Genomic DNA, 26267 nt, shown 5'->3' with positions numbered 1-26267 from the left:
ACTTAGTTAATTAATTGTTGTTGTAACTCATGTATTTCATCACGCACAGAGGCTGCCTTTTCAAACTCAAGGTCACTTGCATAAGCATGCATTTTTGCCTCAAGGTTTTTAATCTGCTCAGCTATTTGTTTCGCGCTTAATACCTGTTTTGACTCTTTTCGTACTAATTTAAGATTGTCTTTTGGCGTTGCTTCTTCACCCACATCCATAATATCGGTGATACTTTTAACCAGAGCTTGTGGCTCAATACCGTGTTCAAGGTTGTAAGCCTGCTGTTTTTCACGACGACGGTCTGTTTCATCAATGGCTTGACGCATAGAGTTTGTTATACGGTCACCATATAAAATTGCTTTACCATTTAAGTGACGAGCCGCACGACCTATGGTTTGGATTAATGAACGTGTAGATCGCAAAAAGCCCTCTTTATCTGCATCAAGTATCGCCACCAAAGAGACTTCTGGCATATCAAGACCTTCTCGCAATAAGTTAATGCCTACTAACACATCAAATACACCAGCACGTAAATCGCGGATAATTTCAACCCGTTCAACGGTGTCGATATCTGAGTGCAAATAGCGAACTTTTACATCATGATCATTTAGATAGTCAGTTAAATCCTCAGCCATACGCTTAGTTAACGTGGTAACCAATACTCGCTCGTTAACCTCTACACGCTTGTAAATTTCCGACAATAAATCATCAACCTGAGTACTTACAGGTCGCACTTCAATTTCAGGGTCTATAAGCCCTGTCGGACGAATCACCTGTTCCGCTACTTCTCCTGCTGAACGTGCTAGTTCAAAATCACCCGGCGTTGCTGATACATAAATAGTTTGCGGCGCAATAGCCTCAAACTCTTCAAACCGTAATGGCCGGTTGTCTAATGCCGATGGTAAACGAAAGCCATATTCAACAAGGTTTTCTTTGCGGCTTCTATCACCTTTATACATCGCACCAATTTGCGATACAGTAACGTGAGATTCATCAATGATCATTAATGCATCGTCGGGTAAATAATCTAATAATGTTGGCGGTGGATCGCCAGGTGTGCGGCCTGATAAATAACGACTGTAGTTTTCGATGCCAGAGCAATAACCCAGTTCAGTCATCATTTCGATGTCGTACTGTGTACGTTGGGCTATCCGCTGCTCCTCTACTAGTTTATTAGCACTGAGCAATTGAGAGCGGCGATCTTTAAGCTCATCTTTAATTTTATCAATGGCGTCCAGAATTTTTTCGCGAGGTGTTACATAGTGCGTTTTTGGGTAAATTGTCGCGCGAACAATATGCTTTTCTACAGCCCCTGTTAGGGGATCAAAAATACTGAGACGTTCAATTTCATCATCAAACATTTCAACACGTACTGCATAGGTGTCAGACTCAGCGGGGAAAATATCAATCACTTCACCACGCACACGGTATGTACCACGGCTAAACTCTATATCATTGCGTGTATATTGCAGCTCAGCTAAACGGCGCAGCATATCTCGCTGGTCAACGGTCTCACCCACTTTTAGTAACAGCATCATTTTCATGTAAGAGTCGGGATCACCCAAACCATAAATAGCTGATACTGAGGCAACAATAATAGTATCTCGACGTTCTAATAGTGCTTTCGTTGCACTCAAACGCATTTGTTCAATATGTTCGTTAATAGATGCATCTTTTTCAATAAAGGTGTCACTTGCTACCACATAGGCTTCGGGCTGATAATAATCATAATAGGAAACAAAGTACTCAACCGCATTATGTGGGAAAAACTCTTTCATTTCGCCATAAAGCTGTGCTGCTAACGTTTTATTATGTGCCATGATTATCGTGGGGCGGTTTAAATCATGGATAATATTAGCCATAGTAAAGGTTTTACCTGTTCCCGTTGCACCTAATAAGGTCTGGTGTGCAAGGCCGGCTTCTAACCCATCCTTTAGCTGCGCTATGGCAGTTGGCTGATCGCCACTGGGCTGAAACTGTGAGACTAGTTGAAAATGATCGCTCATGAATGACACTCCTTCATCGATGCAGAGCTTAAAAGATCCACATCCTTTATAAACCATTTGTAAGCAACAACAGCTGTAAATAAATTACCAGCAGCAGCACCAATAAATAACCCTGTCAGTCCTGCCATAAGGTTACCTACATAGGCAAAAGGAACATAGAAAATAAATAAACGTACAACACTTAAAATTAATGCATTCATAGGTTTATGTAACGCATTAAAAGATGAATTAGATAAAATAATGACCCCTTGCAAGCCGTAACTTAAAGGGAGAATGTAAATAAATAGCTTAATAACATCAATAACAGCTTGCTCTTTACCGAATACCTCAGCAATAAATCCTGATGCCACAATTAGTAATAAATAAATAGCAAACTGCCAAATCATCACAAACTTTAACGTTGTGGTGTAAGCTTCTTTTACACGTTCAAATTTTCTAGCGCCAAAGTTCTGGCTGACAAAGGGAGGCAATGTCATCGACAGTGCCAATACAACAAGACTCGCTATTGACTCTATACGACTGCCTACTCCAAAAGCTGCAACAGCCTCTGGGCCATGCTTAGCCACAAGGGCTGTCATCACCGCCATAGCAATTGGCGTTAACATATTTGCGCCTGCTGCGGGTAAACCAATTTTCAGAATTTTACGCACTGCGCCTATGACAGTTTGTTGACCTGCGTGCAAACTTAATAAGCCATTCTTAACCGCTAAAATATAGAGAATAATCACCACAGCAACAGACCATGCAATGACACTTGCAATGGCTGCACCTTGAATACCAAGAGCCGGAACGGGGCCGAAACCAAAAATAAGTATAGGGTCTAAAATAGCATTGATTAAGCCAGCCCCCCCCATAACGATACTCGGTGTTTTTGTATCACCACTTGCACGTAAAACAGAGTTTCCCACCATCGGTGTGATCAAAAAGACACTTCCCAAAAACCACACGCTCATGTAGTCATGTATCAATGGCAATACTTGCTGCCCTGCCCCGAGTAGCTTGAAAATAGACGCAATGAGTAAGTAACCAAGCAGCGATAAAAAAAACACCATCACGACAGAGATCAATAATGCAATGCTCGCATCAAAGCGTGCTTCCTCAAGCTTATCGCTACCTAACGCTTTAGCTATTACGGCTGAAGTACCTATGCCCAAACCAATTGCTAAGCTAATCACAGTAAATGTTACAGGAAAGGTAAAACTGACGGCCGCAAGAGGTTCTGTACCCAGCAAGCTGATAAAGAAGGTATCAACAAGGTTGAACATCATCAGTGTGATCATGCCAAAAATCATTGGAATGGTCATTTTTTTTAACGTAGGTAAGATTGGCGAGTTTAAAAGATCAGGTTTAGATTTGCTTTGCGAAGTCACGCTCATGGGAATACTTTAGCCTCTTTTACTGAACCTGTAAGTTTAAAGCATCCTGCCCTTGCAAGCCATGCTTTATTCAAAGAAAGCTTCACTGCCATTGCTATATAATGTAAAGCTAGACGCTTGCAACGTTTATAAAGAAATACCATTTGATGAATTAGTTTTTAAAACAGCTATACGCTTAGTATTAGCAAAGAGTATTTCAGTAAGATTATTTCAGGATGTCACTTAAAGGTTATTAAAGTGCTACTTTTGACACTTTGGTGCAAAATTAACCACCAACCCCATTAAAAAACAATATAAAAACACTATTAATAGCTTTATTACATTTAAAATGCAGTAAACGCTGTTTTTTTACACAATAAAATAGACCATTTAATAGCCTGTAAAAAAATTACCTGCTAATTCAGCCTTACTTCAGTTTAAAAGACTAACTATTTGATTTTAAATACTATAAAAAAAATCATTTTAGTACTTGAAATTGCTGTAGCGCCCTAGAAACCTAGCACTATAGCTGTTCTTAAAGTTTAATAAACAGAGTTATCCACAGAAACCGTGGATAACTCTCTGGAAGCCGCATTTATCAAGGCTTCTAAAGGAGAGTTGCAGAGTTAAATAACAAAACAAGACAAGTTTAGTGTTTGACGCTTTCAGTCTTGAAATTGATAAAAGCGATAATTAGCTCACCTACCTAGCTTGCTAAATAAGCGATTAGAATATTCATCTCTTTTTTACAACCCCCATAACAAATTGATTAACAATAAGAAAATATTAAAGAATCGATATTGTTACTTTGCGTTTCGCTACATAAAGACTAACATTTTTCAAATCATATTCCCACGCGACAGAAAAAATGACTCCCTTAACTGCACACTCTAGCCCGATTGCGTCATCGATTAGATTGAATTTTCCACACGATAAAAAAATCTTAGATAAATGATAGTTTTCTCTCTTAGAAGATGAAAATCTATACAACGAATACTTTTCGCAATTTTGAAATATCGCGTCGGGTATAAAAACCATGCAAAAAATTCACTGTTAAAAGATGAATGTTGGTATTTCATAGTAAATACGCCGCGATTTTCAGCCAGATTTTGCTCAGATCGAACATAAAAACATCGAATAGCCTTCTTTTTTGAATTTATGAAGTTTTTATGTTGACACTTTGCAAAGCTGTCATTAATATTTCGCCCCGTTGAAAGGCATGACGCTTCCCCCTTAGCTCAGTTGGTTAGAGCGACGGACTGTTAATCCGCAGGTCCCCCGTTCGAGTCGGGGAGGGGGAGCCAAGTTTTTCAGCCATAAACGCTTCCCCCTTAGCTCAGTTGGTTAGAGCGACGGACTGTTAATCCGCAGGTCCCCCGTTCGAGTCGGGGAGGGGGAGCCAAGTTTATGAATATGATTGTTCCCCCTTAGCTCAGTTGGTTAGAGCGACGGACTGTTAATCCGCAGGTCCCCCGTTCGAGTCGGGGAGGGGGAGCCAAATCATATAAGCACTACTCTATTAGTTCCCCCTTAGCTCAGTTGGTTAGAGCGACGGACTGTTAATCCGCAGGTCCCCCGTTCGAGTCGGGGAGGGGGAGCCAAATTTCTAAAAAATATCTTTATCTCCCCTATTCTTACTCAACAAATGTATTAGACTTTCCAATACTTATATTCTACTCTATCTTTGCTTAACTCTTTATTTCTTATAAAATTAGAATAAACTGTACTTAAAGAAATCAATCAGGGAATTGATTCCTTCCTTTAGGCTCTTAAAAGATAATAAAACATGGCTGGTTTTAAAAAACTTATATTTGTACAATTGATCTCTTGGCTGCTTTTTACACTGCTGGGTGGCTCTTTTATTGCCTTAAGCTTTGACAACGCAGTAAGTGATGCCCAAAAAAAAGCACAACTTACAGTAAATACATATATAAATAGTTTAACTGCTGAAGAACTAGCTCCTGAAAAAATTAAACGCGCTCTAACAGATGGCGCAACCTTCTCAAAATTCGTTTTACGTGACACAGATGGTAATGAAGTATTTGCAGTGAGAAACTCAGAGCCTTTGCCATTATTTGCCAGTATTGTAAACAGCACATTTAATTCTATTCGTCCACAATTTGCTGTAAACCCGACCTCAGATATCAAAGTTGAATTTACTATAAATGTAAACCACCTTGCTGAATTACTTCAACAGTCCCTATTCATCATTATTTTATTTTCGGGTTTAATTGCAATACTCCCTATCTTCTATATGAAAAGCATGTTCCAACGCCTCAACCGGAAGATAAGCACCACTATTGCCGATATTATTGATATCTATATCAATCAAAACCAAGTTGACGGCGACCTTGAAAACGCAATGGACACATCGCGATTGAAGAAGCTGAGTAAAGATTTAATCCCCTCTTTCAATCGCCTTTCGCACTTTTTGCAAACGAAACATGATGATATTCAAAGAAATGCGATGAGTATCAAAAAAGAAGCCTATAAAGATGTAGTGACAAATTTAGGCAACCGAAATATGTTCGTTGAATACTATGAAAGACACATTGAAAATGCTGAAAAGAGTACATTTGGCTCTCTAGCCATGATCAGGTGTAGTGAACTACAGGCAATAAACCAATCTCGTGGTTATCAAAAAGGAGATGAGTACGTTAAGGGTGTTGCCGATATTATTAAGCATATAAGCGGCACTTACACGAATAGCCAAGTGTTTCGTTTAAATAGCTCTGACTTTGCCGTTGTGTTACCTAATACACCACTTAAAGAAGCAGAACGTTTTGGTGATAATCTACAGTCTCGGTTTACTCAATACCAACAAAACCAAGAGCTTAGTTCTGTCGCCAATACTGGCATTGTCGGTTATGAGAAAGGTAAACCGCTTGGTGAGCTATTATCAATCGTTGATAATGCGATGAGCATGGCTCAATCTAAACAAACAAATGCATGGCATGTGCAACGAGAAACAGACCTGGTTAATAACGTGAGCGCAGGATTTGGAAATCAAAACTGGCGAAAAGTTATTAACGAAGTTATAGAATCGAAACGCGTTCATTTGGTGATGCAAAATATTATGCCTATCGGCAAAAGCGTGAAAGCCTATGCAGAGATTCAAGTGCGTTTTAAAACAGCTGAAAATCAGATGCTCCCAACCGCTTCTTTCCTTGCTATGGCAGAAAAGCTTGATATGGCAATGGAGATTGATCGGTTAATCATCGACACCACCTTAGAAAAAGTGAAAACTCGCAACTTCTCGCAAAAGTTCTTTGGTATAAATGTTACAGCATCAAGCGCACATAATGATCAATTTGTGATCTGGTTAGAACGTCGGCTGTTAAAAGACAGTAATATCGCATCAAAACTTATTTTTGAGGTAAGTGAGTTCGGCTTACAGCAAAATATCAAAGCAAGTAAACGCTTTATTGATATGGTTCATCGTGTCGGTGCACGTATAACGGTAGAACGCTTTGGTGTGGGTTTAACCTCATTTAAATTCTTTAGGGACCTCAAACCTGACTTTATTAAAATGGATGCAAGCTACACACGAGGCTTAGAAGAAGATAAAAATAATCAGTATTTCATGCGCTTAATGGTTGACCTTGCACACCGCATTGGGGTGAGTGTGTTTGCTGAAGGTGTAGAAAGCCAAGAAGAGAAACATATTATCGAAACACTGTGCTTAGATGGCGTTCAAGGCTACTATATAGAGAAGCCGAAAGACATCTAACTCACCTTAAAAGACCTAATAAACCTACTATTTATCAGGTCTTTAACCTCAATTTAACACTTTCATACCCAACTTCCCTGCTTATTTTAGCTATTCGTCTCTCATGTGTTGTGTCGACCCCAAGAAAAAAGGATAATGGAGGGGTTTTTATTCTTGTGAGGCACGCATGACAGAGTATGTCCTGTTATTGATTGGCACCGTGCTAGTCAACAACTTTGTATTAGTTCAATTTTTAGGTTTATGCCCGTTTATGGGTGTATCGGGTAAATTGGATACCGCAATTGGTATGTCCTTGGCGACAACCTTTGTGCTTACTCTTGCCTCTGTAACAAGCTATTTAGTGAATCAATATATTTTGATTCCTCTTGATATTGAATTTTTACGCACTATGAGCTTTATTTTGGTCATCGCTGTAGTGGTGCAATTTACAGAGATGGTCGTACGAAAAACAAGCCCAACCTTGTATCGCCTGCTAGGTATATTTCTACCTTTAATCACCACTAACTGCGCTGTACTAGGTGTCGCCTTACTCAACATCAAAGAAGATCACTCATTTTTGCAATCTGCGGTATATGGCTTTGGCGCAGCAGTTGGTTTCTCTATGGTGTTAATTCTTTTTGCCGCACTACGTGAACGTTTAGCGGCAGCTGACGTCCCTACTCCATTTAAAGGCGCATCAATCGCAATGATAACAGCAGGCCTTATGTCAATGGCGTTTATGGGTTTTACAGGATTAGTGAAGTTTTAATATGACCTTGTTTTATGCCTTAATAGCGCTTGGTTCATTAGCGCTCGTCTTTGGTTTAATTTTAGGCTTTGCAGCGATACGTTTTCGTGTTGAAAGCAATCCTATTGTCGATCAAATAGATACTATTTTACCGCAAACCCAGTGTGGTCAATGTGGTTACCCTGGTTGCCGCCCTTATGCTGAAGCAATTGCCAATGGGGATGAAATAAATAAATGCCCGCCAGGCGGCGAAGCCACAGTAAAAAAACTTGCCGATTTAATGGGGGTTGAAGCCAAGCCCCTCGCAGGTGGCGAACAAGCAGACCCTATTAAAACGGTTGCCTATATTCGTGAAGATGAGTGTATTGGCTGTACCAAGTGTATTCAAGCCTGCCCTGTCGACGCCATTGTGGGTGCAACTCGTCAAATGCATACCGTGCTTATTGATGAGTGTACTGGCTGTGATTTATGTGTAGAACCTTGCCCTGTAGATTGTATAGATATGCTGCCAATTAAAGAAACAAAGCAAACATGGAAATGGCAATTAAACGCAATTCCTGTGACTCAAGTAGATTAGGAGCACAAATGGAAACGTTAATCGAACAAATTAAACAAGGTAAAGTGTGGCCATTTCCTGGTGGGATTCATCCACCTGGTCAAAAACACGTATCAACAACTCAGTCAATACAACGTTTGCCATTGCCACAAAAGCTGGTTGTATCATTAAAACAGCATATTGGCGCAAACGGTAAACTGATTGTCGAAAAAGGCCAGCAGGTCCTTAAAGGCCAAGCATTAACAAAACCAAGTGGTAACTGGTCTGTACCTGTGCATGCGCCTACCTCAGGTATCATTTGTGAAATATCCCCTATGCCATCAGCGCATCCCTCAGCTTTACCTGAACTCAGCGTAGTTATTGAACCTGATGGGCTGGATAACTGGTGTGAACTGAAACCGATTAGTGATGCTGCCGCCCTCTCTCATGATGAACTCGTCGATATTATTCATCAAAGTGGTATCGCCGGTATGGGCGGAGCAGGCTTTCCAACCTATGTAAAAGCGGACAGCCGCAAAGACATCGATTTTTTAATTGTTAATGCCGTTGAATGTGAGCCTTATATTACGGCTGATGATATGTTAATGCGAGAGCATGCGGATGGTATTGTTGCGGGTATTGAGCTAATGCAGCAATTATTAAGCCCTAAGCTAACAATTATTGGCATTGAAGATAATAAGCCAGAAGCCATTGCTGCTATGAAAAAGGCAGCTCAGCACAATCACAATATTATAGTGCAAACAGTGCCAACGGTCTATCCTTCAGGTGGCGAAAAGCAACTAATAAAGTTACTGACAGGTAAAGAAGTTCCAAATGGCAGTATTCCAGCAGATATTGGTATGCTGGTACAAAATGTCGGTACTCTCTTTGCTATTAATCAAGCGGTGTTTGAAGGCAAACCATTGATTGAGCGAGTTGTCACAGTCACTGGTAATACAATCCATAAACCAGGTAATGTGTGGGCTTTACTGGGCACTGAAATTAAGCACTTATTGGATTGCCAAGGTTTCTCTGCTGTCCCACAACAACGTGTTGTTATGGGTGGTCCGATGATGGGCTTTACTTTGCCAACCGTGCGTATTGGTATAGTGAAAACCACCAACTGTATTTTAGCGCCTGATCACCAAGAGTTGGCTGAACCTGGCGATGAAAAAGCCTGTATTCGTTGTAGTGCCTGTGCTGACGCCTGCCCTGCTTCATTGTTACCTCAGCAATTACAATGGTTTGCTAAGTCTAAAGAATACGACAAACTCAACGAGCACAATTTATTCGATTGTATTGAATGTGGCGCCTGTGCTTATGTTTGCCCAAGCGAAATCCCACTGGTCCAATATTACCGTGTTGCTAAGGCTGAAATTAAAGAGCAACAAGCTGAGCAAATTAAGGCTGAACGTGCCAAAGAACGTTTTGAAGCACGTAAAGAGCGCTTAGAGCGCGAACAAGAAGAGCGTCAAAACCGCCATAAACGTAAGCCGGCTGCTAAGTCAGATGGCGAAAAACAAAAAGTGGCCGATGCACTCGCGCGTGTTAAATCTAAATCTGATGATAAAGACAGTAAGTCAGCTGTCGCTGCAGCTATTGCCCGTGCGAAAGCGAAAAAGCAAGGTGCAGAGATTGAGCCTGATAACTCTGAAGTGGCTAAAGAACGCACAGCACGTAAAGAACAAGCACGTAAGTACAAAGAGCAAAAAGCACTAGAGCAAGGTGAAGAAGGCGTCGATAAAGACGATAAAAAGTCTGCTGTTGCTGCCGCTATTGCCCGCGCTAAAGCGAAAAAAGCCGCACAGGCTGCTGAAGATCACATAGAGGCAGACGCTGCTCCTAAAGATGACAAAAAAGCGGCTGTTGCTGCTGCCATTGCCCGTGCTAAAGCGAAAAAAGCAGCGCAAGCTTCTAAAAATCAAGACGATGCTGAAGAAGGTAGCGCACCTGTAGATGACAAAAAAGCGGCCGTCGCTGCTGCCATTGCTCGTGCTAAAGCGAAAAAAGCGGCGCAAGCTGCTGAAAATCAAGACGATGCTGAAGAAAATAGCGCACCTGTAGATGACAAAAAAGCGGCCGTCGCTGCAGCCATTGCTCGTGCTAAAGCGAAAAAAGCAGCTAAAGAGCAAGCGCAGAGTGACGACTCTTCACAGCAAACTAATGATTCAAGTGCTGAGATTGATGCCCAGCCACAAGCTGACGCTCCTGAATCTAACGAAGATAAGAAAAAAGCCGCCGTTGCAGCTGCCATAGCTCGAGCCAAAGCGAAAAAAGCCGCTAAAGAGCAAGCGCAGAGTGACGATTCTTCAGAGCAAACTAATGATCCAAGTGCTGAGATTGATGCCCAGCCACAAGCTGACGCTCCTGAATCTAACGAAGACAAGAAAAAAGCCGCCGTTGCTGCAGCTATCGCACGTGCCAAAGCGAAAAAAGCCGCTAAAGAGCAAGTGCAGAGTGATGATTCTTCAGAGCAAATAAATGATTCAAATGATGAGGCTGATGCCAAGCCGGAATTTGATGAACCTGAGTCTAGCGAAGATAAGAAAAAAGCAGCGGTCGCTCGTGCCATTGCAAGAGCTAAAGCGAAAAAGTTACAACAAGAAGGAAACGATAAGTCATGAAACTAACCATGGCGAGTTCGCCGCATAATCATAGCCATAAATCATTAAACCGATTAATGATCACCGTGATTGCTGCGTGTATTCCTGGCTTAATTGCCCAAGTTTACTTTTTTGGCACCGCGGTTTTAATTCAGCTTACACTCGCTTTAATCACGGTTAGTGTATGTGAAGCGGCAGTTTTATTGCTACGTAAGCGAAAGGTGTGGCCAACTCTCAGCGATGGCAGTGCATGGCTAACTGCAGTATTGCTAGCATTGAGCATTCCGCCTTTAGCACCTTGGTGGATTATTGTTATAGGTTGTTTGTTTGCTATTGTTATTGTTAAACAACTATACGGTGGACTTGGCTTCAACCTATTTAACCCAGCAATGGCCGCTTATGTATTACTGCTTGTATCGTTTCCGGTGCAAATGACCAGTTGGTTACCTGTGAGTAATTTACTTGCATCGCCTATTAGCTTTTCACAACAGCTGTCTGTTATTTTCAATGGTTTTACTAGCGCTGGATTTAGCGTAGATCAACTTCGCGTGTCCATTGATGGCACAACGATGGCAACGCCGCTTGATACCGTTAAAACGGATGTAGCCCATCACCTAACGGTAGCTGAGAGCATGAGTAAGTCTCTTTTTAATGACTGGTTTGGTCTTGGTTGGGGCTGGGTTAACCTAGGCTTTTTAATCGGTGGTCTTTATTTATTAAAAGCTAAAATCATTAATTGGCATATTCCTGTAAGCTTTCTGGGTGCTTTAACTATATGTAGTGCTATTGGCTATATAGCATCACCTGGGACAGAGCCTGGCGTGGTATTTCACTTATTCAGTGGTGCCACAATGCTAGGGGCGTTTTTCATCGCGACCGATCCTGTGTCAGCATCAACCACAAATAAAGGCCGCTTAATTTATGGTGCCTTAATTGGTCTACTTGTTTACTTAATTCGCACATTTGGTGGTTACCCTGATGCTGTCGCTTTTAGTGTGCTTCTGCTAAACATGGCAGTACCATTAATTGACTACTATACACAGCCACGCACTTACGGCCATGGAGTGAAATAATGATCCTTTCCTCAATGACTAAAAACGGTGGTATCTTAACCGCTTTTGCACTACTTACTACAGGAGCTGTAGCGCTCACTCATAGCCTAACGGCCCAGCGTATAAGTGACCAAGAAAAGAAGCAGCTCGCCGAGCAACTACAGCAAGTGCTTGACGCTCACCATTACGATAATCAGCTGTATAAAGATTGTGTCATTATTACAGATGAGCGTTTAGGACCTAGACCCGAACAAATTATTTATCGAGCTTATAAAAGCGATAAACCATACGCTCTTGTAATGCGCCATGTTACGCCAAGCGGTTATAGCGGCGATATTAACTTGCTAACAGCCGTTTTTGCTAATGGTGAAATTGCTGGAGTTCGTGTTACAAAACACGAAGAAACACCTGGGCTTGGCGACAAGGTCGAAGTAAAAAAATCTGACTGGATCACCTTATTCAAAGGTCAGACTGTGTTAGGTGAAGATGACAATCGTTGGGCTGTTAAAAAAGATGGCGGCCAGTTTGATCAATTCACCGGAGCAACGATTACGCCACGCGCTGTAGTCGGCTCAGTGAAAGAAGCTGTGCTATTTGCACAAGCTGAATTTGATAACCTATTTGCAGCAGCTAATGCTTGCCAAGGAGGTCAGGAATGAGCCAAGTAAAAACCTTATTTAAAGATGGGATGTGGGCTAATAACCCCGCCCTTGTGCAGTTATTAGGCTTGTGCCCTCTGCTAGCAGTGACTTCTACAGTAACAAACGCTTTAGGTCTTGGTTTAGCAACTTTATTGGTACTTGTTGGTTCTAATGTAACTGTATCGATTGTGCGTAACTGGGTACCTAAAGATATTCGTATTCCTGTTTTTGTAATGATCATCGCAGGCTTTGTAACAATTGTGCAGCTGATGATGAATGCCTATACATTTGGGCTTTATCAATCTCTTGGTATTTTTATTCCCCTTATTGTGACCAACTGCGCAATTATAGGTCGCGCTGAAGCATTTGCGTCAAAAAATACAGTCCCCCTTTCAGCCTTTGACGGCTTAATGATGGGCTTAGGCTTTATGCTAGTACTTGTTGTGCTGGGCGCTATAAGAGAGTTAATTGGCCAAGGCACCCTTTTTGATGGTGCTGATTTGTTGCTCGGCCCATGGGCACAAGCACTGCGTATTGAAGTGTTTAGTTTCGACAATCAATTTTTATTGGCAATTTTACCCCCAGGTGCCTTTTTAGGTCTTGGTTTGTTAATTGCTGCAAAGAATGTGATTGATAACCAAATAAAATCAAAGCAAGTAGTTACTCCAGAAATAGAAAAAGGCCCTCGTGCCCGGGTAACGAGTTTAACCTAAAGGAGAGCACGCACCGTCACTGCGTGCTTTACACTCACCATGAATAAAGAAAAACGTTATGAGATCTTATCTCGTCTTCGTGAGCAAAATCCGCACCCAGAAACAGAGCTTGAATACTCAAGCCCATTTGAGTTATTAGTTGCTGTAACCTTATCAGCACAAGCAACGGATGTAGGTGTTAATAAAGCGACACGCAAACTGTTTCCTGTTGCAAATACGCCACAAGCAATTTTAGATTTAGGCCTTGAAGCCCTACGTGACTACATTAAAACGATTGGTTTATTTAACTCAAAAGCCAACAACGTTTATAAAATGTGTGAGATTCTGGTTAATAAGCATAACTCAGAAGTGCCCGAAAACCGTGAAGCCCTTGAAGCACTCCCTGGTGTGGGTAGAAAAACAGCGAATGTCGTATTAAATACGGCCTTTGGCTGGCCGACAATTGCAGTCGACACTCATATTTTTCGCGTATCAAATCGCACAAAATTCGCCATGGGTAAAGATGTAGTTGCTGTCGAACAAAAGCTAGAAAAAGTGGTACCTAAAGAATTTAAAGTCGATGTGCACCACTGGTTAATCCTGCATGGCCGCTATGTGTGTACAGCTCGTAAACCTAAATGTGGCAGCTGTATTATTGAAGACTTGTGTGAGTTTAAAGAGAAAATGGAATAATTAAGTATTATTGCGGACCTGCATTAGCTAGTTAGGTGTAGTTGAACCTTCATTTGATGATGCAGAATTCTCACAATGAAAATATCGTTGGCTCTTTTTTTAAAAAAGATGTAGTGCTTTCAAAATATATACCGAGAATATCCGGGCTTGATATCGCTAACATCTTGAGCAAGGCTCGGCTCAGTAGACAAAGCCATTAGCGTTTCATGAATTCCGAGCAAATAGTTTTCTGCTTGAGAAACACCAAATTCAATTTCGGTGTACTGAAAAATACGCTCCAAGTCATGCTGAGATTTATTAGATAGGGTATATTTAGCCATTCGCTTTAAGTTTTGTTTTTAGATTTGGATATAATATCTAAAACCGTCAACTTACTCTCACCACTTAGTTCACCCTCTACTAATGCCATTTTAATAGCATCTTTTTCACTCTGATTATGGCGGATCAAATCGCGGATATAATCACTTGCATTTGAGAATCGACCTGACTCAACTTGAGCATCAATCCATGAGCGCATTTCATCTGGAATAGAGATATTTAAAGTTGCCATAGTTAATTCCTATATATTTACAGTCATTAATTATGGCAGATATTGGCAAACATTGACAACAAATATGGTCGGTGAGCACCAATGGTTAATCGTTTTTAGGCGCTATATGTGTAACATTCTTAACCTTTTCGATCACTCCATAAGCTCATTTTACACATTGTGCCAAACACAGGGTTTGGCACAATGCGCCTAGCCATTATCGTGGGTTTTGGCTCACCTGCTTTTTAATAAACTCTCGCGTATCATTTAACAGCGATACTCTTGCTGGTTCGTGAACATACATCATGTGACCGCCGTGATAATAGTGATAGTCAATTTTATCAGCGTATATACCGTGTCTGTTCAAGGTGTATTCTGCATCAAAAAATGGCGTGACAATATCGTAATACCCTGAGGCAACCATCACTTTCATTTGTGGATTGCTGCGAAGCACATAAGATAAATCTGGCGCTGTATTGACGTATCTTGGCTCCCATCCTTGTCCATCAGGAGCAGTACGCCAGCGCCAGTTATCTGATAACTCAGGATCGCCTGGGTTTAAGTATTTTCTTTTCCACTGTATGTTTAAATCTGTGCGCATGTATTTCATCAGTGCCGCTTTATATGCTGGCCCTATCACTTTTGACGCATCTTGCTTAGGAGCCGCGGTTAAATCGTCTCGTTCATCAAGCTTATAACGTCCATCAAGAAAGCCGATGGCGACTCCCTCATCACGTAATAACTCTTTAGCGAATCTAAAGGCGTTAATGCGTAAATCAACCTGCTCAATATATTGTTTGCTTAACCCTGTATAACGGTGAAGACCGTCAACTATTCGCGTTCTGTCAGTGGTACTAAGCGCATTCCCCTTAAATAAGGCTGGTAATAATTCATCAACAGCAAATTGTCGGCTCGCATCAATAAAAGCTTCAAAATCTCCAGATGTGTCTACTTTTTTATGATACCAAGCAGTTGCAGCAAGTGTGGGTATGTAAGTAATGTAAGAAATGATGTTGTCATCAACATAAGGGCTTGAACCTTGATAGTCTAAAGCTTGTGACACAAAAATAATGCCATTTACATTAATCAGGTGTTTATCCATCAGTACTTTAGAAACCGCTGCTGCTCGAGTTGTACCATAGCTCTCTCCCAATAAAAATATTGGCGCATTCCAGCGGTTTTCTTTTGTTAACCACTGGGCAATGAAATCAGCAATAGAGGCTGCATCTTGATTTAAGCCCCAAAAAGCTTTGCTTTCAGTGTCACCTAATGCGCGCGAGTAACCTGTACCAACAGGGTCCACAAACACCATATCAGTCACATCAAGAATCGTCTCTGACGCATCTTTTAATTCGTAAGGAGCCAACCGAGGATCCGTTGCATCACTTGGTACAACGACTCGTTTAGGACCATATGCGCCCATATGTAACCAATTAGACGATGAGCCAGGGCCACCATTCCAAATAAATGTAATCGGTCTGTTCTTGTTGTCGTCTGCGGCAATGTAATCAAATGAAAAGATAGCTGCAGTAGGCTCTTCGTTTTTGTTTAATAAATAAGTTTCACCGGCTACAGCTTTGTATTTCAGCTTTGTACCATTAAAGGTGCCTTTATGCTGGGTAACGAATTCAGTCGCTTTGGCTATCGACTTCTGACTGTTGTTTGATTTTGATATTTCATCTGCAATAACCGCGTTTGTACAAAACGCAAACAATATAGAGATGACTACGGTTTTAAAATTGGCAACATACGCCATGTTTTATTCTCCCTCGCAGGCTTATCTTTATTTTTATCTGTACATGGCTGAGTGGCTTTTACACTCACTCTTTACATGAGCATTTTTTCAAGTAGGAAGTCATCCTACTATTTAGCAGAGTAAATGCCCTTTATTCACTCAGTGCTTTATTAATCTTTTACTTAAGCAATTACTTTTACAGCAAGAACATGTAATTTCAACTGTCTCTGCGACTAACGCGCAGAAAAAGCCTATAAGTATAGTTGTAGATTCTTATAACGCTTTTTTAAAGGGTCACTTTGTAAAACATGCCCTAACAAAAAAGCATAACCTGTATCGGAACAAAAATATCAAAGTATTAATTTCACAAGCTCCAATCCTTTCGTTATGCTGTTGAGTAATGTGAAATTTTTATGAGAGTTGCTATGTTACCTTTACTTCGTATCTTGTTAATTGAGCAAGATCCTGCCACCTTGCAAGAGCTTTCAACGAACCTAGAAAAAACAATCCCTAATTTTGAGCGTAATGATGTAGATATCGACATTATTGAATGCAGTGAGCTCAAGCAAGCGTTGAAATGTGTAGAGGAAGATGGCGATATTCAAGCTGTGGTACTTAGTTGGGATGTACTGAACAATGGCGAGCGTACTTATAGCCGCTTTATCGAGCAATTAAAAGGCATACGCCTTGAGCTGCCTGTCTATGTAATCGGTGACGATACGAAAGGCTTGGAGATAGTCAACGAGTCAGAAGAAATTGAATCTTTCTTTTTTAAAGACGAGGTCATTTCAGACCCTGAAGCAATCTTGGGCTATATGATCAATGACTTTGATGACCGTTCAGAAACCCCATTTTGGACCGCTTACCGTCGTTATGTCGGTGAATCGAACGATTCATGGCACACACCTGGTCACAGTGGCGGCGCTAGCTTTAGAAACTCTCCGTATATTAAAGACTTTTATCAGTTTTATGGTCGTAATGTATTTGTTGGCGACCTGTCGGTTTCTGTCGACTCGCTTGGCTCATTATCAGACAGTACCAACACCATAGGCCGCTCTCAAGAATCAGCGGCGGCGACTTTTGAAGTAAAACATACGTACTTTGTTACTAATGGCTCATCCACTTCAAATAAGATTATTTTGCAAACTTTACTGCGTAAAGGCGACAAGGTGATCATCGACCGAAACTGCCATAAATCAGTACATTACGGAATTTTGCAGTCGGCTAGTTTACCTATCTATTTGTCTAGTATTTTAAATCCTAAATATGGTATTTTCGCGCCCCCTTCACTGGCCGACATCAAACAAGCGATTGAACAAAACACCGATGCTAAATTATTGGTTTTAACTGGCTGTACCTACGATGGCCTGCTTAGCGATTTAAAACAAGTGGTTGAGTTTGCACATCAGCACGGTATTAAAGTGTTTATCGACGAAGCGTGGTTTGCTTATTCGCTTTTCCATCCGAGTTTACGTCACTACTCTGCTATTAATGCTGGCGCTGATTATGTTACTCATTCGGCACATAAAGTGGTTTCTGCGTTCTCTCAGGCGTCTTATATTCATGTTAACGACCCTGATTTCGATGCCGATTTTTTCCGTGAGATCTACAGTATTTACGCCAGCACCTCGCCAAAATATCAACTCATTGCTTCGCTGGATGTATGCCAAAAACAATTAGAGATGGAAGGTTATAAATTACTGAATGCCCTGCTGAATCACGTTGCAGAATTTAAGCAGCAAATGGCTTCACTAAAACATATAAAAGTGCTCGATAAGCAAGATTTCATGGAAATATTCCCACATTTTAGTGGCGATAACATGGGTCATGACCCACTGAAAATTCTTATTGATATTAGTGAGTTACCTTATTCACTAAAAGATATTCATAAATTCCTGTTAGATGAAATAGGCCTTGAAATAGAAAAGTACACGCACAGCACCATCTTAGTTTTACTAACTCTTGGCGGCACGCGCTCGAAGATCATTCGTCTTTATAACGCGCTTAAGAAACTGGATAGCGGTAAAGTGAAGCTAGCCACCTCAATGAGACGCGCTCGCTTACCAGAGAATCTGCCTGCTATAGACTTAGCCTGTATTCCAAGTGATGCGTTTTATGGCGAACGTGAATCTGTGCCTATTAGTAAAAGTAACAACCGAATTTGTGCTGGATTAGTAACGCCTTACCCTCCCGGTATCCCACTTTTAGTCCCAGGGCAGCATATCACTAATGAACATATCGAATACCTTAAAGAATTAGCGGGGCAAGGTCTGACAATTCAAGGAAGCTTTGATGGCGAAATTTATGTACTTAAAGGTAAAGTGAAAAGCTAAGCTTTCGCTTATACCGCGAATACCTCATTATTATGCAGCAATACCTATTCATTGCTGCATAACTTCACCCTTTTCATATCAAACGCTTTACGCTTTGTCTCAATGTTACTGTTCAAGCAATCGAAATAACTTATAATCCATTTTTGAGAGTTTTAATACGCAGCCTTACTGCGTTATTAGAGTTGTGCGAATCTAAAGACAAGAAAGAGGATGCTTAAAATGCGCTTATTACACACAATGCTTCGCGTTGCTGATTTAGACAAATCAATTGAATTTTATACGCAAGTATTAGGTATGAAAGAACTGCGCCGTGCAGACAATGAAGAGTACCGCTACACCCTTGCTTTTGTCGGTTATGGTGACGAAAAAGATACAACTGTGCTTGAGCTTACTTATAACTGGGATACTGACAGCTATGATCTAGGTAATGCATATGGCCATATTGCTATCGAGTTTGATGACATTTATAAAGCATGCGACGACATTAAAGCTGCTGGCGGTAATGTTAGCCGTGAGCCAGGCCCTGTAAAAGGTGGCACAACTGAAATTGCTTTTGTTAAAGACCCTGATGGCTACGCAATTGAGCTTATTCAGAAAAAAGACAATAACGCGTTTTAATTGTAATGGCTATTTCTGCTGTTAATTTTGCTGAAATAGCCATTTTGCTAATGCTAGCTCCAATTCCTCAAAGTTAATTGGTTTAGCAATATGGTCACTGATCCCCATCGCAATGCTTTTATTTATATCCTCTTTCATTGCGTTCGCGCTGACAGCAATAATAGGTGTATTAAAACCCTTTTTATTTAGCAAAATCTTACTTGCCGTTAAACCATCCATTACAGGCATTTGAATATCCATTAGGATTAAAGCGTACTCTTTATTTGATGCTTTCTCGCACGCTACTTGTCCGTTATCCGCAAGTTCATATTTAAGCCCTAATTGTGCTAAATATTTTGTAATCACAATTTGGTTAATAGGATTGTCTTCTGCAATTAGGAGTGGTTTTTTTACCACAGAAAAATCATTCCTTGACCTATCAGCCGTTTGCTCAGCTTGCTGTATATTAAGGTCTTCTAAAACTGTTTCAAAATCGACTTGAATTGTAAAAATAGTGCCCTTACCAAGCTCACTATTAATGTTTATTTCCCCTTCCATTAAATCGATTAAACCTTTGCTTATGGCAAGCCCAAGGCCTGTACCGCCATATTCTCTAGTTATATTGCTCTGAGATTGAACAAAGGGGTTAAATAACGCGTTAATTTTATCTTCAGCAATACCTATACCGGTATCTTTTACAGCAAATTCAACCCTTGTTTTTTCATTGCTTTGATGAACCACATTAAGTGATAAGGTGATTTCTCCTTGCTTTGTGAATTTTACTGCATTGGAGAGTAAGTTGATCAGCACTTGTTTAACACGTATCTCATCACACTCAACGGTTAAAATTTCAAGTTTATCGATATCAAGCCGACATACGATCCCTTTGGCATCACAACTAGGTTTAAACAATAAAATAAGATCATTGCACAGAGCGACTAAATCACATTGGCGCTGCTCAAGCTCAATTTTATTGGCTTCAATTTTCGAGAAGTCAAGAATGTCATTAATAACGGTTAGTAAAACATCACTGCAATTATTAATTTGCCTAACAAAGTCAGTTTGCTCTTGGCTTAACTCACTTTTATTTAGTAACTGCAAAAACCCTACAATCCCATTCATTGGCGTTCTAATTTCATGGCTCATGTTTGCCAAAAACTGACTTTTAACTTGCTCTGAGTGCTCTGCCCTAATTTTCTCTAATTGTAATGACGTAATTTGTATATCAATAGTTTCGGCCATACTATTGAGGGAATCTGCAATATCTTTAAACTCTTGATAGTGAAAGTTATTTTGAACTTGTTTGTAATTCCCTAACGCAAACTCCCGACTTATTGCTGCAATGCGATTTAATGGATTATGCAGCCGCAGAGTTAACCAACGAACGAGAAGAAATGAGATTATAAACAACGTGATAATCAACCCTGCTGCCATCACAGCGGTTTGTTTGACCGCGGTTGTATAGGCTGATTCAGTTTCATTTATCTTAAAAAGTAAAGGGCTCAAGGCATTGTCAAATATCACACGATTAATAGTCGCTTCTGATGACAATTGAGCTTTATCTAAAGCATCCCCTAGGCTGTATAAGACTTGCTCTTTCACCTTCAACTGAACTTGCTTACCCGTTTGATAAAGAGGTTGTTCATTATGTTTCGCAAGCCACTTAACGGCCTCTGACAAAGGAATAAATGATACTAAAACACCTGTTTTTTTAATTGGCTCACTAAGTGAGTCTTGCTCATTTAACAGTGTTGAAGTAATCGCTAACAAGGCACTATGCTTTGTGTCTTGTTGAGTAAAAAGTTCATTAAGGTGTACGTTATCCAAAACTTGAATCGTGTTTTGATTATCTAGAATTTGGCTGTTTTCTAAAATTTGTTTGGTCAGTGAATAATTAAGTGTTAGCGATGTTATTGGGTAACCTTCGACTATAAAGCCTTGATTATCTATCACAATCGCAGCACTTATTTGCGGGTTAGTATTCACAAATTCCTGTAACTGCATGAGTGCAAACTGTGAATAAACTACTTTGTCAGGTAGTTCCGCAATTGCCTTTGTATTGCTAAGTACCTGGCTATTCTTTTCAAGTTTAAAAAATAATTGCTCTAAGCTTGCTGCGTTATTTCTTGCTTGCCATTGCAAACTGGTGTTTGCTTGCTCGATTGAATTTAAATAGAAACGCCCTATCATCAAAGCAGCAAGTATGAGTAATGGGGTGATAACAAGTAGTAACACACTAAAAAACAGTGCCCGACTAAAACGAGGGTTTTTCATTGCACCCCATCATTTGCAATTGAACGTTCAGCAAGGCCTTGCATAAATTGCCCCGTTTGTTCAGCTGTTAACGCTCCGCTGCCAAAACGTGAAAAACCTTTATTAAGCACCTCCCAAACAATTATCATGGTTGCCGTTGAGGGCATAGGCTTTGTTTCTTTTAAAGCATCAACTAAAGTGCCAAATACAGTCCCTTGTTCGTTTTTAAGATGCTCTAACACCTCCATATTTACAGGTATATCACTAATTTCCTGCCAGATTAAGCGCTGAAAAGATGCTTCTTGAGCCAACTTAGCAAACTTACGTAAATTATCTTTATTTGGGCCATTAAGGCTATCGTTTGGAAAGGCAAGAACAAAGGTTGAATAGTAAGGTTGCATCACTCGCCCATTGAGAGAAGGCAAAGGTTGCATTGACAGATTTTCACCAAGTGCTTGCTGATAAGTGTTGAGTGCCCATGCTCCGTTAACAATAAACGCGGCTTTTTGTTGCTGAAATGCTTGATGAGAACACGCATAGTCACACTGACTATCAACAATGTCTCGCGCATTTAAACCCCAAACAAAACGTAGCGCATCATGCATAGAAGGTGTGTTAAGTTGAGCTTGGCCGTCAGCTATCAAATTACCTTCAAAAGCACTTAAAAATGGAATAAACCAATACATTTCCATGAAACTCCACGTTATTAATTTTACGTGGCTTGGCAATGTAGGTTTCAATTTTTCAATATCTTGCCAATCGGTAACAGGTGATTTTATAAATTTAGAGTTATAAAAAAGTAGCAGGTGGTTACCTTGTATTATAGGAATGCCGATTAGCTTTCCTGACACCCTTGCTGTATCTAAAGTTCGTTTATCTGTTGTTTGAGCGATTAAAGAAGTAGGGATCTCACTAAAGTTAGCATACTCACTAAGCCCTAGGTGATCTGCGGGTACAATAATAACATCTGTCATGTTAGAAGTATGTGCATTTTGCACCAAGCGCACTTTTAACGCTTTTTGATCAACTAAAACTGAGTGAATTGTCAAACCACTTTGCTCTGCAAGCTTACCGAACAACTGACTAAAGTTTTCATGCTTCATTGTATGAGCTAAATTAATGGTTTTTGCATGACTATTAAATACTGCAAATAATAACAATCCCCAAACTACTTGCTGCACGCTGAAATCTACTTTACAAAAGATAAAATTATCTTTAGTTAAGCACAATTGTTAAAAATTGCCTAGTTTAATCAAGGGTTTTCTTAAACCGGAAGGCAGCAACCGCTAAACCAAAAAACGTGAAAGCTGTTAGCCAAAGTAAATCGCTGCTCATACTTATTAAATTGACATCTTTTAACACTATTCCTCTTATTAACCTTAAATAGTGAGTTGCAGGTAAGCACTCAGCAAGCCACTGGGCCACCTTTGGCATGCCTTCATAAGGAAATACAAAGCCCGACAATAAAATCGAGGGTAACAGAATGAAAATTGTCATTTGCATTGCTTGAAGCTGGTTTTTAGCGATGGTTGAAAGCACTAAACTGGCACATATAAAAGCAAAGGTTGCGACAAGCAACGCGACTAAACCACCTCCAAAAGGAATATGAAACAAAAGCTTACCCATACCTAATATAATAAATAACTGAATAAAACCAATGAAGATATAAGGCACCACTTTACCGATCATTAATTCAAGTGAGCTTAACGGTAAGGTGATTAAAAGCTCCATATTACCTCGCTCTTGTTCTTTAACAATGGCAGCAGAGGTAAACATAATCATGGTCATGGTTAAAATGACAGCAGCTAAACCTGGCACAATATTCACCGCTGAGCGTTGCTCTGGATTATAAAATAAGGTCGTCTCAAAGGTTGGGTAAGTTCTATTCGCAGGCTTATCGAGAAGCTCTGCAAGCGGCATATTGCGCAGCGATTTTATGCTCGACGCTACCATTGTATCTGAGCCATCCACTAACCAATGTGCAATTGGCCTGACCAACGACTCATTACTGCCGTCAGGTAAACCAAAACCAACAGTTGGGTGCTGAGCAAGTCGGTTTGCCACATCGTGGGGTATAAACAGCACAGCACGCACTTTCGAACTGGCGATTGCTGTTTGTGCCTGCTCAATACTGTCGTAATAATCCGTCACTTTAACTACATTTGTCGCCGATACTGTTTGTACTAAAATACGACTGAGGGCGGTTTGACTATGATCGACCACTGCAACAGGGATATCTTTAACGTTGGTGTTAATAGCGTAACCAAATAGAATCAATTGGATAAGGGGGATCATCACCACCATCGCAAATGTCATTCTATCGCGACGTAATTGTAATAATTCTTTGCTTACAATTGCTTTTATCCGGCTTAATGAAGTCACAATACTCATTGTCTGCCCTGCCCTGTGCAGGTAACAAACACGTCTTCAAGGCTTGGACGCACACTATTTACTTGCCATGTATCCTGGCAGAATGATTGCTGTTTTATGAACTCAACGGGGTCTTGAACATCTTTTTTTACTAATACTCGCAGCTGTGCACCTAGCTGAGTTGCCGAGATAACATGGTCGATTGTTGCGAGTTGTTTTTTTAATTCTCTGGTTTGCGCCCCTGCGATTTCTACAACATGAGCGTGCATGTCTGTCATTAATTGCTTTGGAGAGCCATCCGCGCGTTTAATACCAGATTCTAAAATGGCTAAACGATGACAACGCTCAGCTTCATCCATGTAATGAGTGGTGACTAATATCGTGGTACCGGCATTACTTAAATCAAACAGTGTTTCCCAAAAATCACGGCGATTTTGTGGATCAACTGCCGATGTTGGTTCATCAAGAAATAAAATTTTCGGTTTATTAATCACTGCAGCAGCCAATGCTAAGCGCTGCCGTTGGCCCCCACTCATACTTCCGGCCATTTGATCGACTCTTTGATCAAGACCATAGGTATGGAGTAATTCGTCAATTCTTTGCTGTTTTTGCTGCTTTTTAAACGGGTAAAGTGCCGCCATGAACTTTAGGTTTTCAAGCACGGTCAAGTCACTATAAAGTGAAAACTTTTGCGTCATATAACCAAGTTGTGTTCTGAGCTTTTCAGCATCTTTTGGGAGACTTAAGCCAAGCACATTGATATCACCAGAGGTTGGCTTCAATAGCCCCGTAAGCATACGGATTGCGGTCGTTTTACCACAGCCATTAGGGCCCAAAAAGCCATAAATTTGCCCTTGTTTGATGTCTAGATCAAGGTTATCAATCGCTTTTAAATCGCCAAATTGTTTTACTAAACCTTTGGCATGGATCACCGATTCAGTCATGGCATAATCACTTGAGCAGGTACGCCTGTCGGTAAATTATTTTCACTTGTCGGTAGTGTTACCTCTGCAAGATACATTAATCGCGCACGCTCTTCCTGATTAAGGGCATAAAAAGGCGTGAACGCTGGCTCTGTGGCAATCCAGGTCAGTTCACCCTGAATATCTTTATCTATGCCATCGACACGAACCGTAAGTGTCATGCCCTGATTAAGCTTGGCACGATATGGTTCAGGGATATATACGCGCGCGTATGGTGCGCTGTTTGCTTGAATTATAACGACTGGGCTGCCTTTGGTAACTCGCTCACCTACGTGCCACGGTAAATTATCGACCCTGCCAGCACGCATCGCTTTAATTGTCAGATCTGAGAGGTATTTTTGCTGTACTTTTAGTTCTGCTTCTGCCGCCTGAACTTGCGCTTTCGCACTATTAATATCTTCAACGCGAGAACCATTTGTTAACTCATTTAAGTTCTGCTTTGCTGATTCTAAATTAGCGAAAGTCTCATCTCGTGCAGCGGTTGCACTGTCTAAGGTTTCTTGGCTTGCGAGTTTATCTTTAACTAAGGTTTTTGCACGGCGAAAATTAGCTTCGCTTTGCGTATATGCAGCATTAGCTGCTGCTACTTTGGCTGATGCGGCAGCAACTTCTTCGGGGCGAGCACCATTCAAGGTTTTATCAAGAAATGCAGTGGCTTGAGCTAGTTGAGCTTGTGCTTTGGCAACAATCGCTTGTTGTAGCTCGGCATCGAACTTTGCAATCACCTGCCCTTTTTCGACCAACTGCCCTGCTGAAACGGGTAAATCGATCAGTATTTCGTTAGTCGTTGCAGGATGGATCACACGCTCACGCTCAAGCGTTCCTAGCGCTACTCCCTCATTTGAGTCTGAGCAAGCAGTAATGACTAAAGAAATTAGTATGAGTACAACACGTTTAGCTAACATTTTAATTTCCTTATGGTTAGCTGATGAGTTGCTAAATACTATAAAGTATTAAAATGATCTGTAAAAGTGATCTGTAAGAATTAAAAAATTCGGAATGTAAAAAGTTATGCTCTGAATATAAATTAGAGTATGAGAGGTTTTAATTTGAAAAAGTAATCTTCTCGTTGAAGATAGATTATGAAAGATAATCTTGATAACACGTTAACTTACTTAATGTAAGTGGCGTCCCCAAGGGGATTCGAACCCCTGTTACCGCCGTGAAAGGGCGGTGTCCTAGGCCTCTAGACGATGGGGACGCAGAAATTGGTTTGCAAATCACTGATTTGCTATTTCTGCGTAAGATGAGACCGAGCCTGCGAGGCGAATGGCCTTAGCTTAGACAGAAAGTTTCTGTGTCACTAGGACAACTGAATAGTTAAACTCGATTCAGACGAGCTTTTAATAACACAACACTTTTAGTAAGTGGCGTCCCCAAGAGATTTGTACTCTTGATAACGTCGTGCATAGATTGCGCGGTGTTCACCGCCCCACTACACA

General features: G+C 40.7%; 20 protein-coding genes and 5 tRNA genes. 14 read left to right on the top strand and 11 right to left on the bottom strand.

The window, feature by feature from the left end; translation table 11 throughout:
* Window positions 1-2: 2 nt before the first annotated feature.
* Window positions 3-1997 (bottom strand): excinuclease ABC subunit UvrB, encoded by a 1995-nt coding sequence (gene uvrB, locus NYF15_RS14130; protein WP_130150223.1) that lies wholly within the window; start codon window positions 1995-1997, stop codon window positions 3-5.
* A complete protein-coding gene (locus NYF15_RS14125) occupies window positions 1994-3373 on the bottom strand; it encodes an MATE family efflux transporter (RefSeq protein WP_371353876.1) in 1380 nt (459 codons plus the stop codon). The genes uvrB and NYF15_RS14125 overlap by 4 nt, the downstream gene beginning before the upstream one ends.
* Window positions 3374-4579: 1206 nt before the next feature.
* Between NYF15_RS14125 and NYF15_RS14120 the strand changes: the two genes are divergently transcribed.
* The 12 genes from NYF15_RS14120 (at window position 4580) to nth (ending at window position 14025) form a co-directional block, all read left to right on the top strand.
* Window positions 4580-4656: transfer RNA gene (locus NYF15_RS14120), tRNA-Asn, on the top strand.
* 21 nt (window positions 4657-4677) lie between these two features.
* Window positions 4678-4754, top strand: a tRNA-Asn gene (locus NYF15_RS14115).
* A gap of 19 nt (window positions 4755-4773) precedes the next feature.
* Window positions 4774-4850, top strand: a tRNA-Asn gene (locus tag NYF15_RS14110).
* A gap of 26 nt (window positions 4851-4876) precedes the next feature.
* Window positions 4877-4953 (top strand) — tRNA-Asn (locus NYF15_RS14105).
* A gap of 185 nt (window positions 4954-5138) precedes the next feature.
* Window positions 5139-7082 carry a GGDEF domain-containing protein gene (locus NYF15_RS14100; RefSeq protein ID WP_237118279.1) on the top strand — a complete coding sequence of 648 codons (1944 nt, stop codon included), beginning with the start codon at window positions 5139-5141 and terminating at the stop codon, window positions 7080-7082.
* A gap of 166 nt (window positions 7083-7248) precedes the next feature.
* Entirely contained in the window at window positions 7249-7830 is a 582-nt protein-coding gene (gene rsxA / locus NYF15_RS14095) for an electron transport complex subunit RsxA (protein ID WP_062569985.1), read from the top strand.
* A gap of 1 nt (window position 7831) precedes the next feature.
* On the top strand, window positions 7832-8386 hold the full coding sequence (rsxB, locus tag NYF15_RS14090; RefSeq protein WP_062569984.1) for an electron transport complex subunit RsxB: 555 nt from the start codon (window positions 7832-7834) through the stop codon (window positions 8384-8386).
* A gap of 8 nt (window positions 8387-8394) precedes the next feature.
* Window positions 8395-10968 (top strand): electron transport complex subunit RsxC, encoded by a 2574-nt coding sequence (rsxC, locus tag NYF15_RS14085; protein ID WP_371353875.1) that lies wholly within the window; start codon window positions 8395-8397, stop codon window positions 10966-10968.
* A complete protein-coding gene (rsxD, locus tag NYF15_RS14080) occupies window positions 10965-12020 on the top strand; it encodes an electron transport complex subunit RsxD (protein ID WP_371353874.1) in 1056 nt (351 codons plus the stop codon). Before rsxC ends, rsxD begins: the two co-directional genes overlap by 4 nt.
* Window positions 12020-12658 carry an electron transport complex subunit RsxG gene (gene rsxG / locus NYF15_RS14075; protein WP_130150695.1) on the top strand — a complete coding sequence of 213 codons (639 nt, stop codon included), beginning with the start codon at window positions 12020-12022 and terminating at the stop codon, window positions 12656-12658. Before rsxD ends, rsxG begins: the two co-directional genes overlap by 1 nt.
* Complete coding sequence (locus tag NYF15_RS14070; RefSeq protein ID WP_371353873.1) at window positions 12655-13353, top strand: electron transport complex subunit E; 699 nt, start codon at window positions 12655-12657, stop codon at window positions 13351-13353. Before rsxG ends, NYF15_RS14070 begins: the two co-directional genes overlap by 4 nt.
* Window positions 13354-13392: 39 nt before the next feature.
* The gene (nth, locus tag NYF15_RS14065) at window positions 13393-14025 is read left to right on the top strand and encodes an endonuclease III (protein ID WP_237114230.1); all 633 of its coding nucleotides are present in this window, start codon (window positions 13393-13395) and stop codon (window positions 14023-14025) included.
* Window positions 14026-14144: 119 nt separating this feature from the next.
* Here nth and NYF15_RS14060 read toward each other — a convergent pair whose 3' ends face one another.
* From NYF15_RS14060 to NYF15_RS14050, 3 genes are all read right to left on the bottom strand, one after another.
* Window positions 14145-14345 (bottom strand): type II toxin-antitoxin system RelE/ParE family toxin, encoded by a 201-nt coding sequence (locus NYF15_RS14060; RefSeq protein ID WP_371353872.1) that lies wholly within the window; start codon window positions 14343-14345, stop codon window positions 14145-14147.
* A gap of 5 nt (window positions 14346-14350) precedes the next feature.
* Complete coding sequence (locus NYF15_RS14055) at window positions 14351-14575, bottom strand: type II toxin-antitoxin system ParD family antitoxin (RefSeq protein WP_237114231.1); 225 nt, start codon at window positions 14573-14575, stop codon at window positions 14351-14353.
* A gap of 196 nt (window positions 14576-14771) precedes the next feature.
* On the bottom strand, window positions 14772-16310 hold the full coding sequence (locus NYF15_RS14050; RefSeq protein ID WP_371353871.1) for a S10 family peptidase: 1539 nt from the start codon (window positions 16308-16310) through the stop codon (window positions 14772-14774).
* A gap of 404 nt (window positions 16311-16714) precedes the next feature.
* Between NYF15_RS14050 and NYF15_RS14045 the strand changes: the two genes are divergently transcribed.
* Complete coding sequence (locus NYF15_RS14045) at window positions 16715-18622, top strand: aminotransferase class V-fold PLP-dependent enzyme (RefSeq protein WP_371353870.1); 1908 nt, start codon at window positions 16715-16717, stop codon at window positions 18620-18622.
* 219 nt (window positions 18623-18841) lie between these two features.
* Window positions 18842-19240 carry a lactoylglutathione lyase gene (gloA, locus tag NYF15_RS14040; RefSeq protein WP_130150690.1) on the top strand — a complete coding sequence of 133 codons (399 nt, stop codon included), beginning with the start codon at window positions 18842-18844 and terminating at the stop codon, window positions 19238-19240.
* 21 nt (window positions 19241-19261) lie between these two features.
* On the opposite strand, the gene NYF15_RS14035 is transcribed toward gloA, so the two are convergent.
* From NYF15_RS14035 to NYF15_RS14010, 6 genes are all read right to left on the bottom strand, one after another.
* Window positions 19262-21493 (bottom strand): ATP-binding protein, encoded by a 2232-nt coding sequence (locus tag NYF15_RS14035; RefSeq protein WP_371353869.1) that lies wholly within the window; start codon window positions 21491-21493, stop codon window positions 19262-19264.
* Window positions 21490-22653 carry an extracellular solute-binding protein gene (locus NYF15_RS14030; RefSeq protein ID WP_371353868.1) on the bottom strand — a complete coding sequence of 388 codons (1164 nt, stop codon included), beginning with the start codon at window positions 22651-22653 and terminating at the stop codon, window positions 21490-21492. Before NYF15_RS14030 ends, NYF15_RS14035 begins: the two co-directional genes overlap by 4 nt.
* A 67-nt stretch (window positions 22654-22720) precedes the next feature.
* Window positions 22721-23857, bottom strand: a complete 1137-nt coding sequence (locus tag NYF15_RS14025; protein WP_371353913.1) for an ABC transporter permease — start codon at window positions 23855-23857, stop codon at window positions 22721-22723.
* 2 nt (window positions 23858-23859) lie between these two features.
* Window positions 23860-24786 (bottom strand): ABC transporter ATP-binding protein, encoded by a 927-nt coding sequence (locus NYF15_RS14020; RefSeq protein ID WP_371353867.1) that lies wholly within the window; start codon window positions 24784-24786, stop codon window positions 23860-23862.
* Complete coding sequence (locus NYF15_RS14015) at window positions 24783-25730, bottom strand: HlyD family efflux transporter periplasmic adaptor subunit (protein ID WP_237118268.1); 948 nt, start codon at window positions 25728-25730, stop codon at window positions 24783-24785. The genes NYF15_RS14020 and NYF15_RS14015 overlap by 4 nt, the downstream gene beginning before the upstream one ends.
* 220 nt (window positions 25731-25950) lie before the next feature.
* A tRNA-Glu gene (locus NYF15_RS14010) sits at window positions 25951-26026 on the bottom strand.
* Window positions 26027-26267: the final 241 nt, after the last annotated feature.

Source organism: Pseudoalteromonas sp. 68 DY56-GL68, assembly GCF_041414825.1.
Classification (GTDB): domain Bacteria; phylum Pseudomonadota; class Gammaproteobacteria; order Enterobacterales; family Alteromonadaceae; genus Pseudoalteromonas.
Note: the sequence above shows the minus strand (reverse complement) of the source record. Positions and strands in the feature narration are given on the sequence as shown.

Excerpts from the sequence above, each read along its gene's own strand:
- uvrB (WP_130150223.1), bottom strand. The coding sequence starts at position 1,997 with ATGAGCGATCATTTTCAACTAGTCTCACAGTTTCAGCCCAGTGGCGAT.
- NYF15_RS14125 (WP_371353876.1), bottom strand. The coding sequence starts at position 3,373 with ATGAGCGTGACTTCGCAAAGCAAATCTAAACCTGATCTTTTAAACTCG.
- NYF15_RS14100 (WP_237118279.1), top strand. The coding sequence starts at position 5,139 with ATGGCTGGTTTTAAAAAACTTATATTTGTACAATTGATCTCTTGGCTG.
- rsxA (WP_062569985.1), top strand. The coding sequence starts at position 7,249 with ATGACAGAGTATGTCCTGTTATTGATTGGCACCGTGCTAGTCAACAAC.
- rsxB (WP_062569984.1), top strand. The coding sequence starts at position 7,832 with ATGACCTTGTTTTATGCCTTAATAGCGCTTGGTTCATTAGCGCTCGTC.
- rsxC (WP_371353875.1), top strand. The coding sequence starts at position 8,395 with ATGGAAACGTTAATCGAACAAATTAAACAAGGTAAAGTGTGGCCATTT.
- rsxD (WP_371353874.1), top strand. The coding sequence starts at position 10,965 with ATGAAACTAACCATGGCGAGTTCGCCGCATAATCATAGCCATAAATCA.
- rsxG (WP_130150695.1), top strand. The coding sequence starts at position 12,020 with ATGATCCTTTCCTCAATGACTAAAAACGGTGGTATCTTAACCGCTTTT.
- NYF15_RS14070 (WP_371353873.1), top strand. The coding sequence starts at position 12,655 with ATGAGCCAAGTAAAAACCTTATTTAAAGATGGGATGTGGGCTAATAAC.
- nth (WP_237114230.1), top strand. The coding sequence starts at position 13,393 with ATGAATAAAGAAAAACGTTATGAGATCTTATCTCGTCTTCGTGAGCAA.
- NYF15_RS14060 (WP_371353872.1), bottom strand. The coding sequence starts at position 14,345 with ATGGCTAAATATACCCTATCTAATAAATCTCAGCATGACTTGGAGCGT.
- NYF15_RS14055 (WP_237114231.1), bottom strand. The coding sequence starts at position 14,575 with ATGGCAACTTTAAATATCTCTATTCCAGATGAAATGCGCTCATGGATT.
- NYF15_RS14050 (WP_371353871.1), bottom strand. The coding sequence starts at position 16,310 with ATGGCGTATGTTGCCAATTTTAAAACCGTAGTCATCTCTATATTGTTT.
- NYF15_RS14045 (WP_371353870.1), top strand. The coding sequence starts at position 16,715 with ATGTTACCTTTACTTCGTATCTTGTTAATTGAGCAAGATCCTGCCACC.
- gloA (WP_130150690.1), top strand. The coding sequence starts at position 18,842 with ATGCGCTTATTACACACAATGCTTCGCGTTGCTGATTTAGACAAATCA.
- NYF15_RS14035 (WP_371353869.1), bottom strand. The coding sequence starts at position 21,493 with ATGAAAAACCCTCGTTTTAGTCGGGCACTGTTTTTTAGTGTGTTACTA.
- NYF15_RS14020 (WP_371353867.1), bottom strand. The coding sequence starts at position 24,786 with ATGACTGAATCGGTGATCCATGCCAAAGGTTTAGTAAAACAATTTGGC.
- NYF15_RS14015 (WP_237118268.1), bottom strand. The coding sequence starts at position 25,730 with ATGTTAGCTAAACGTGTTGTACTCATACTAATTTCTTTAGTCATTACT.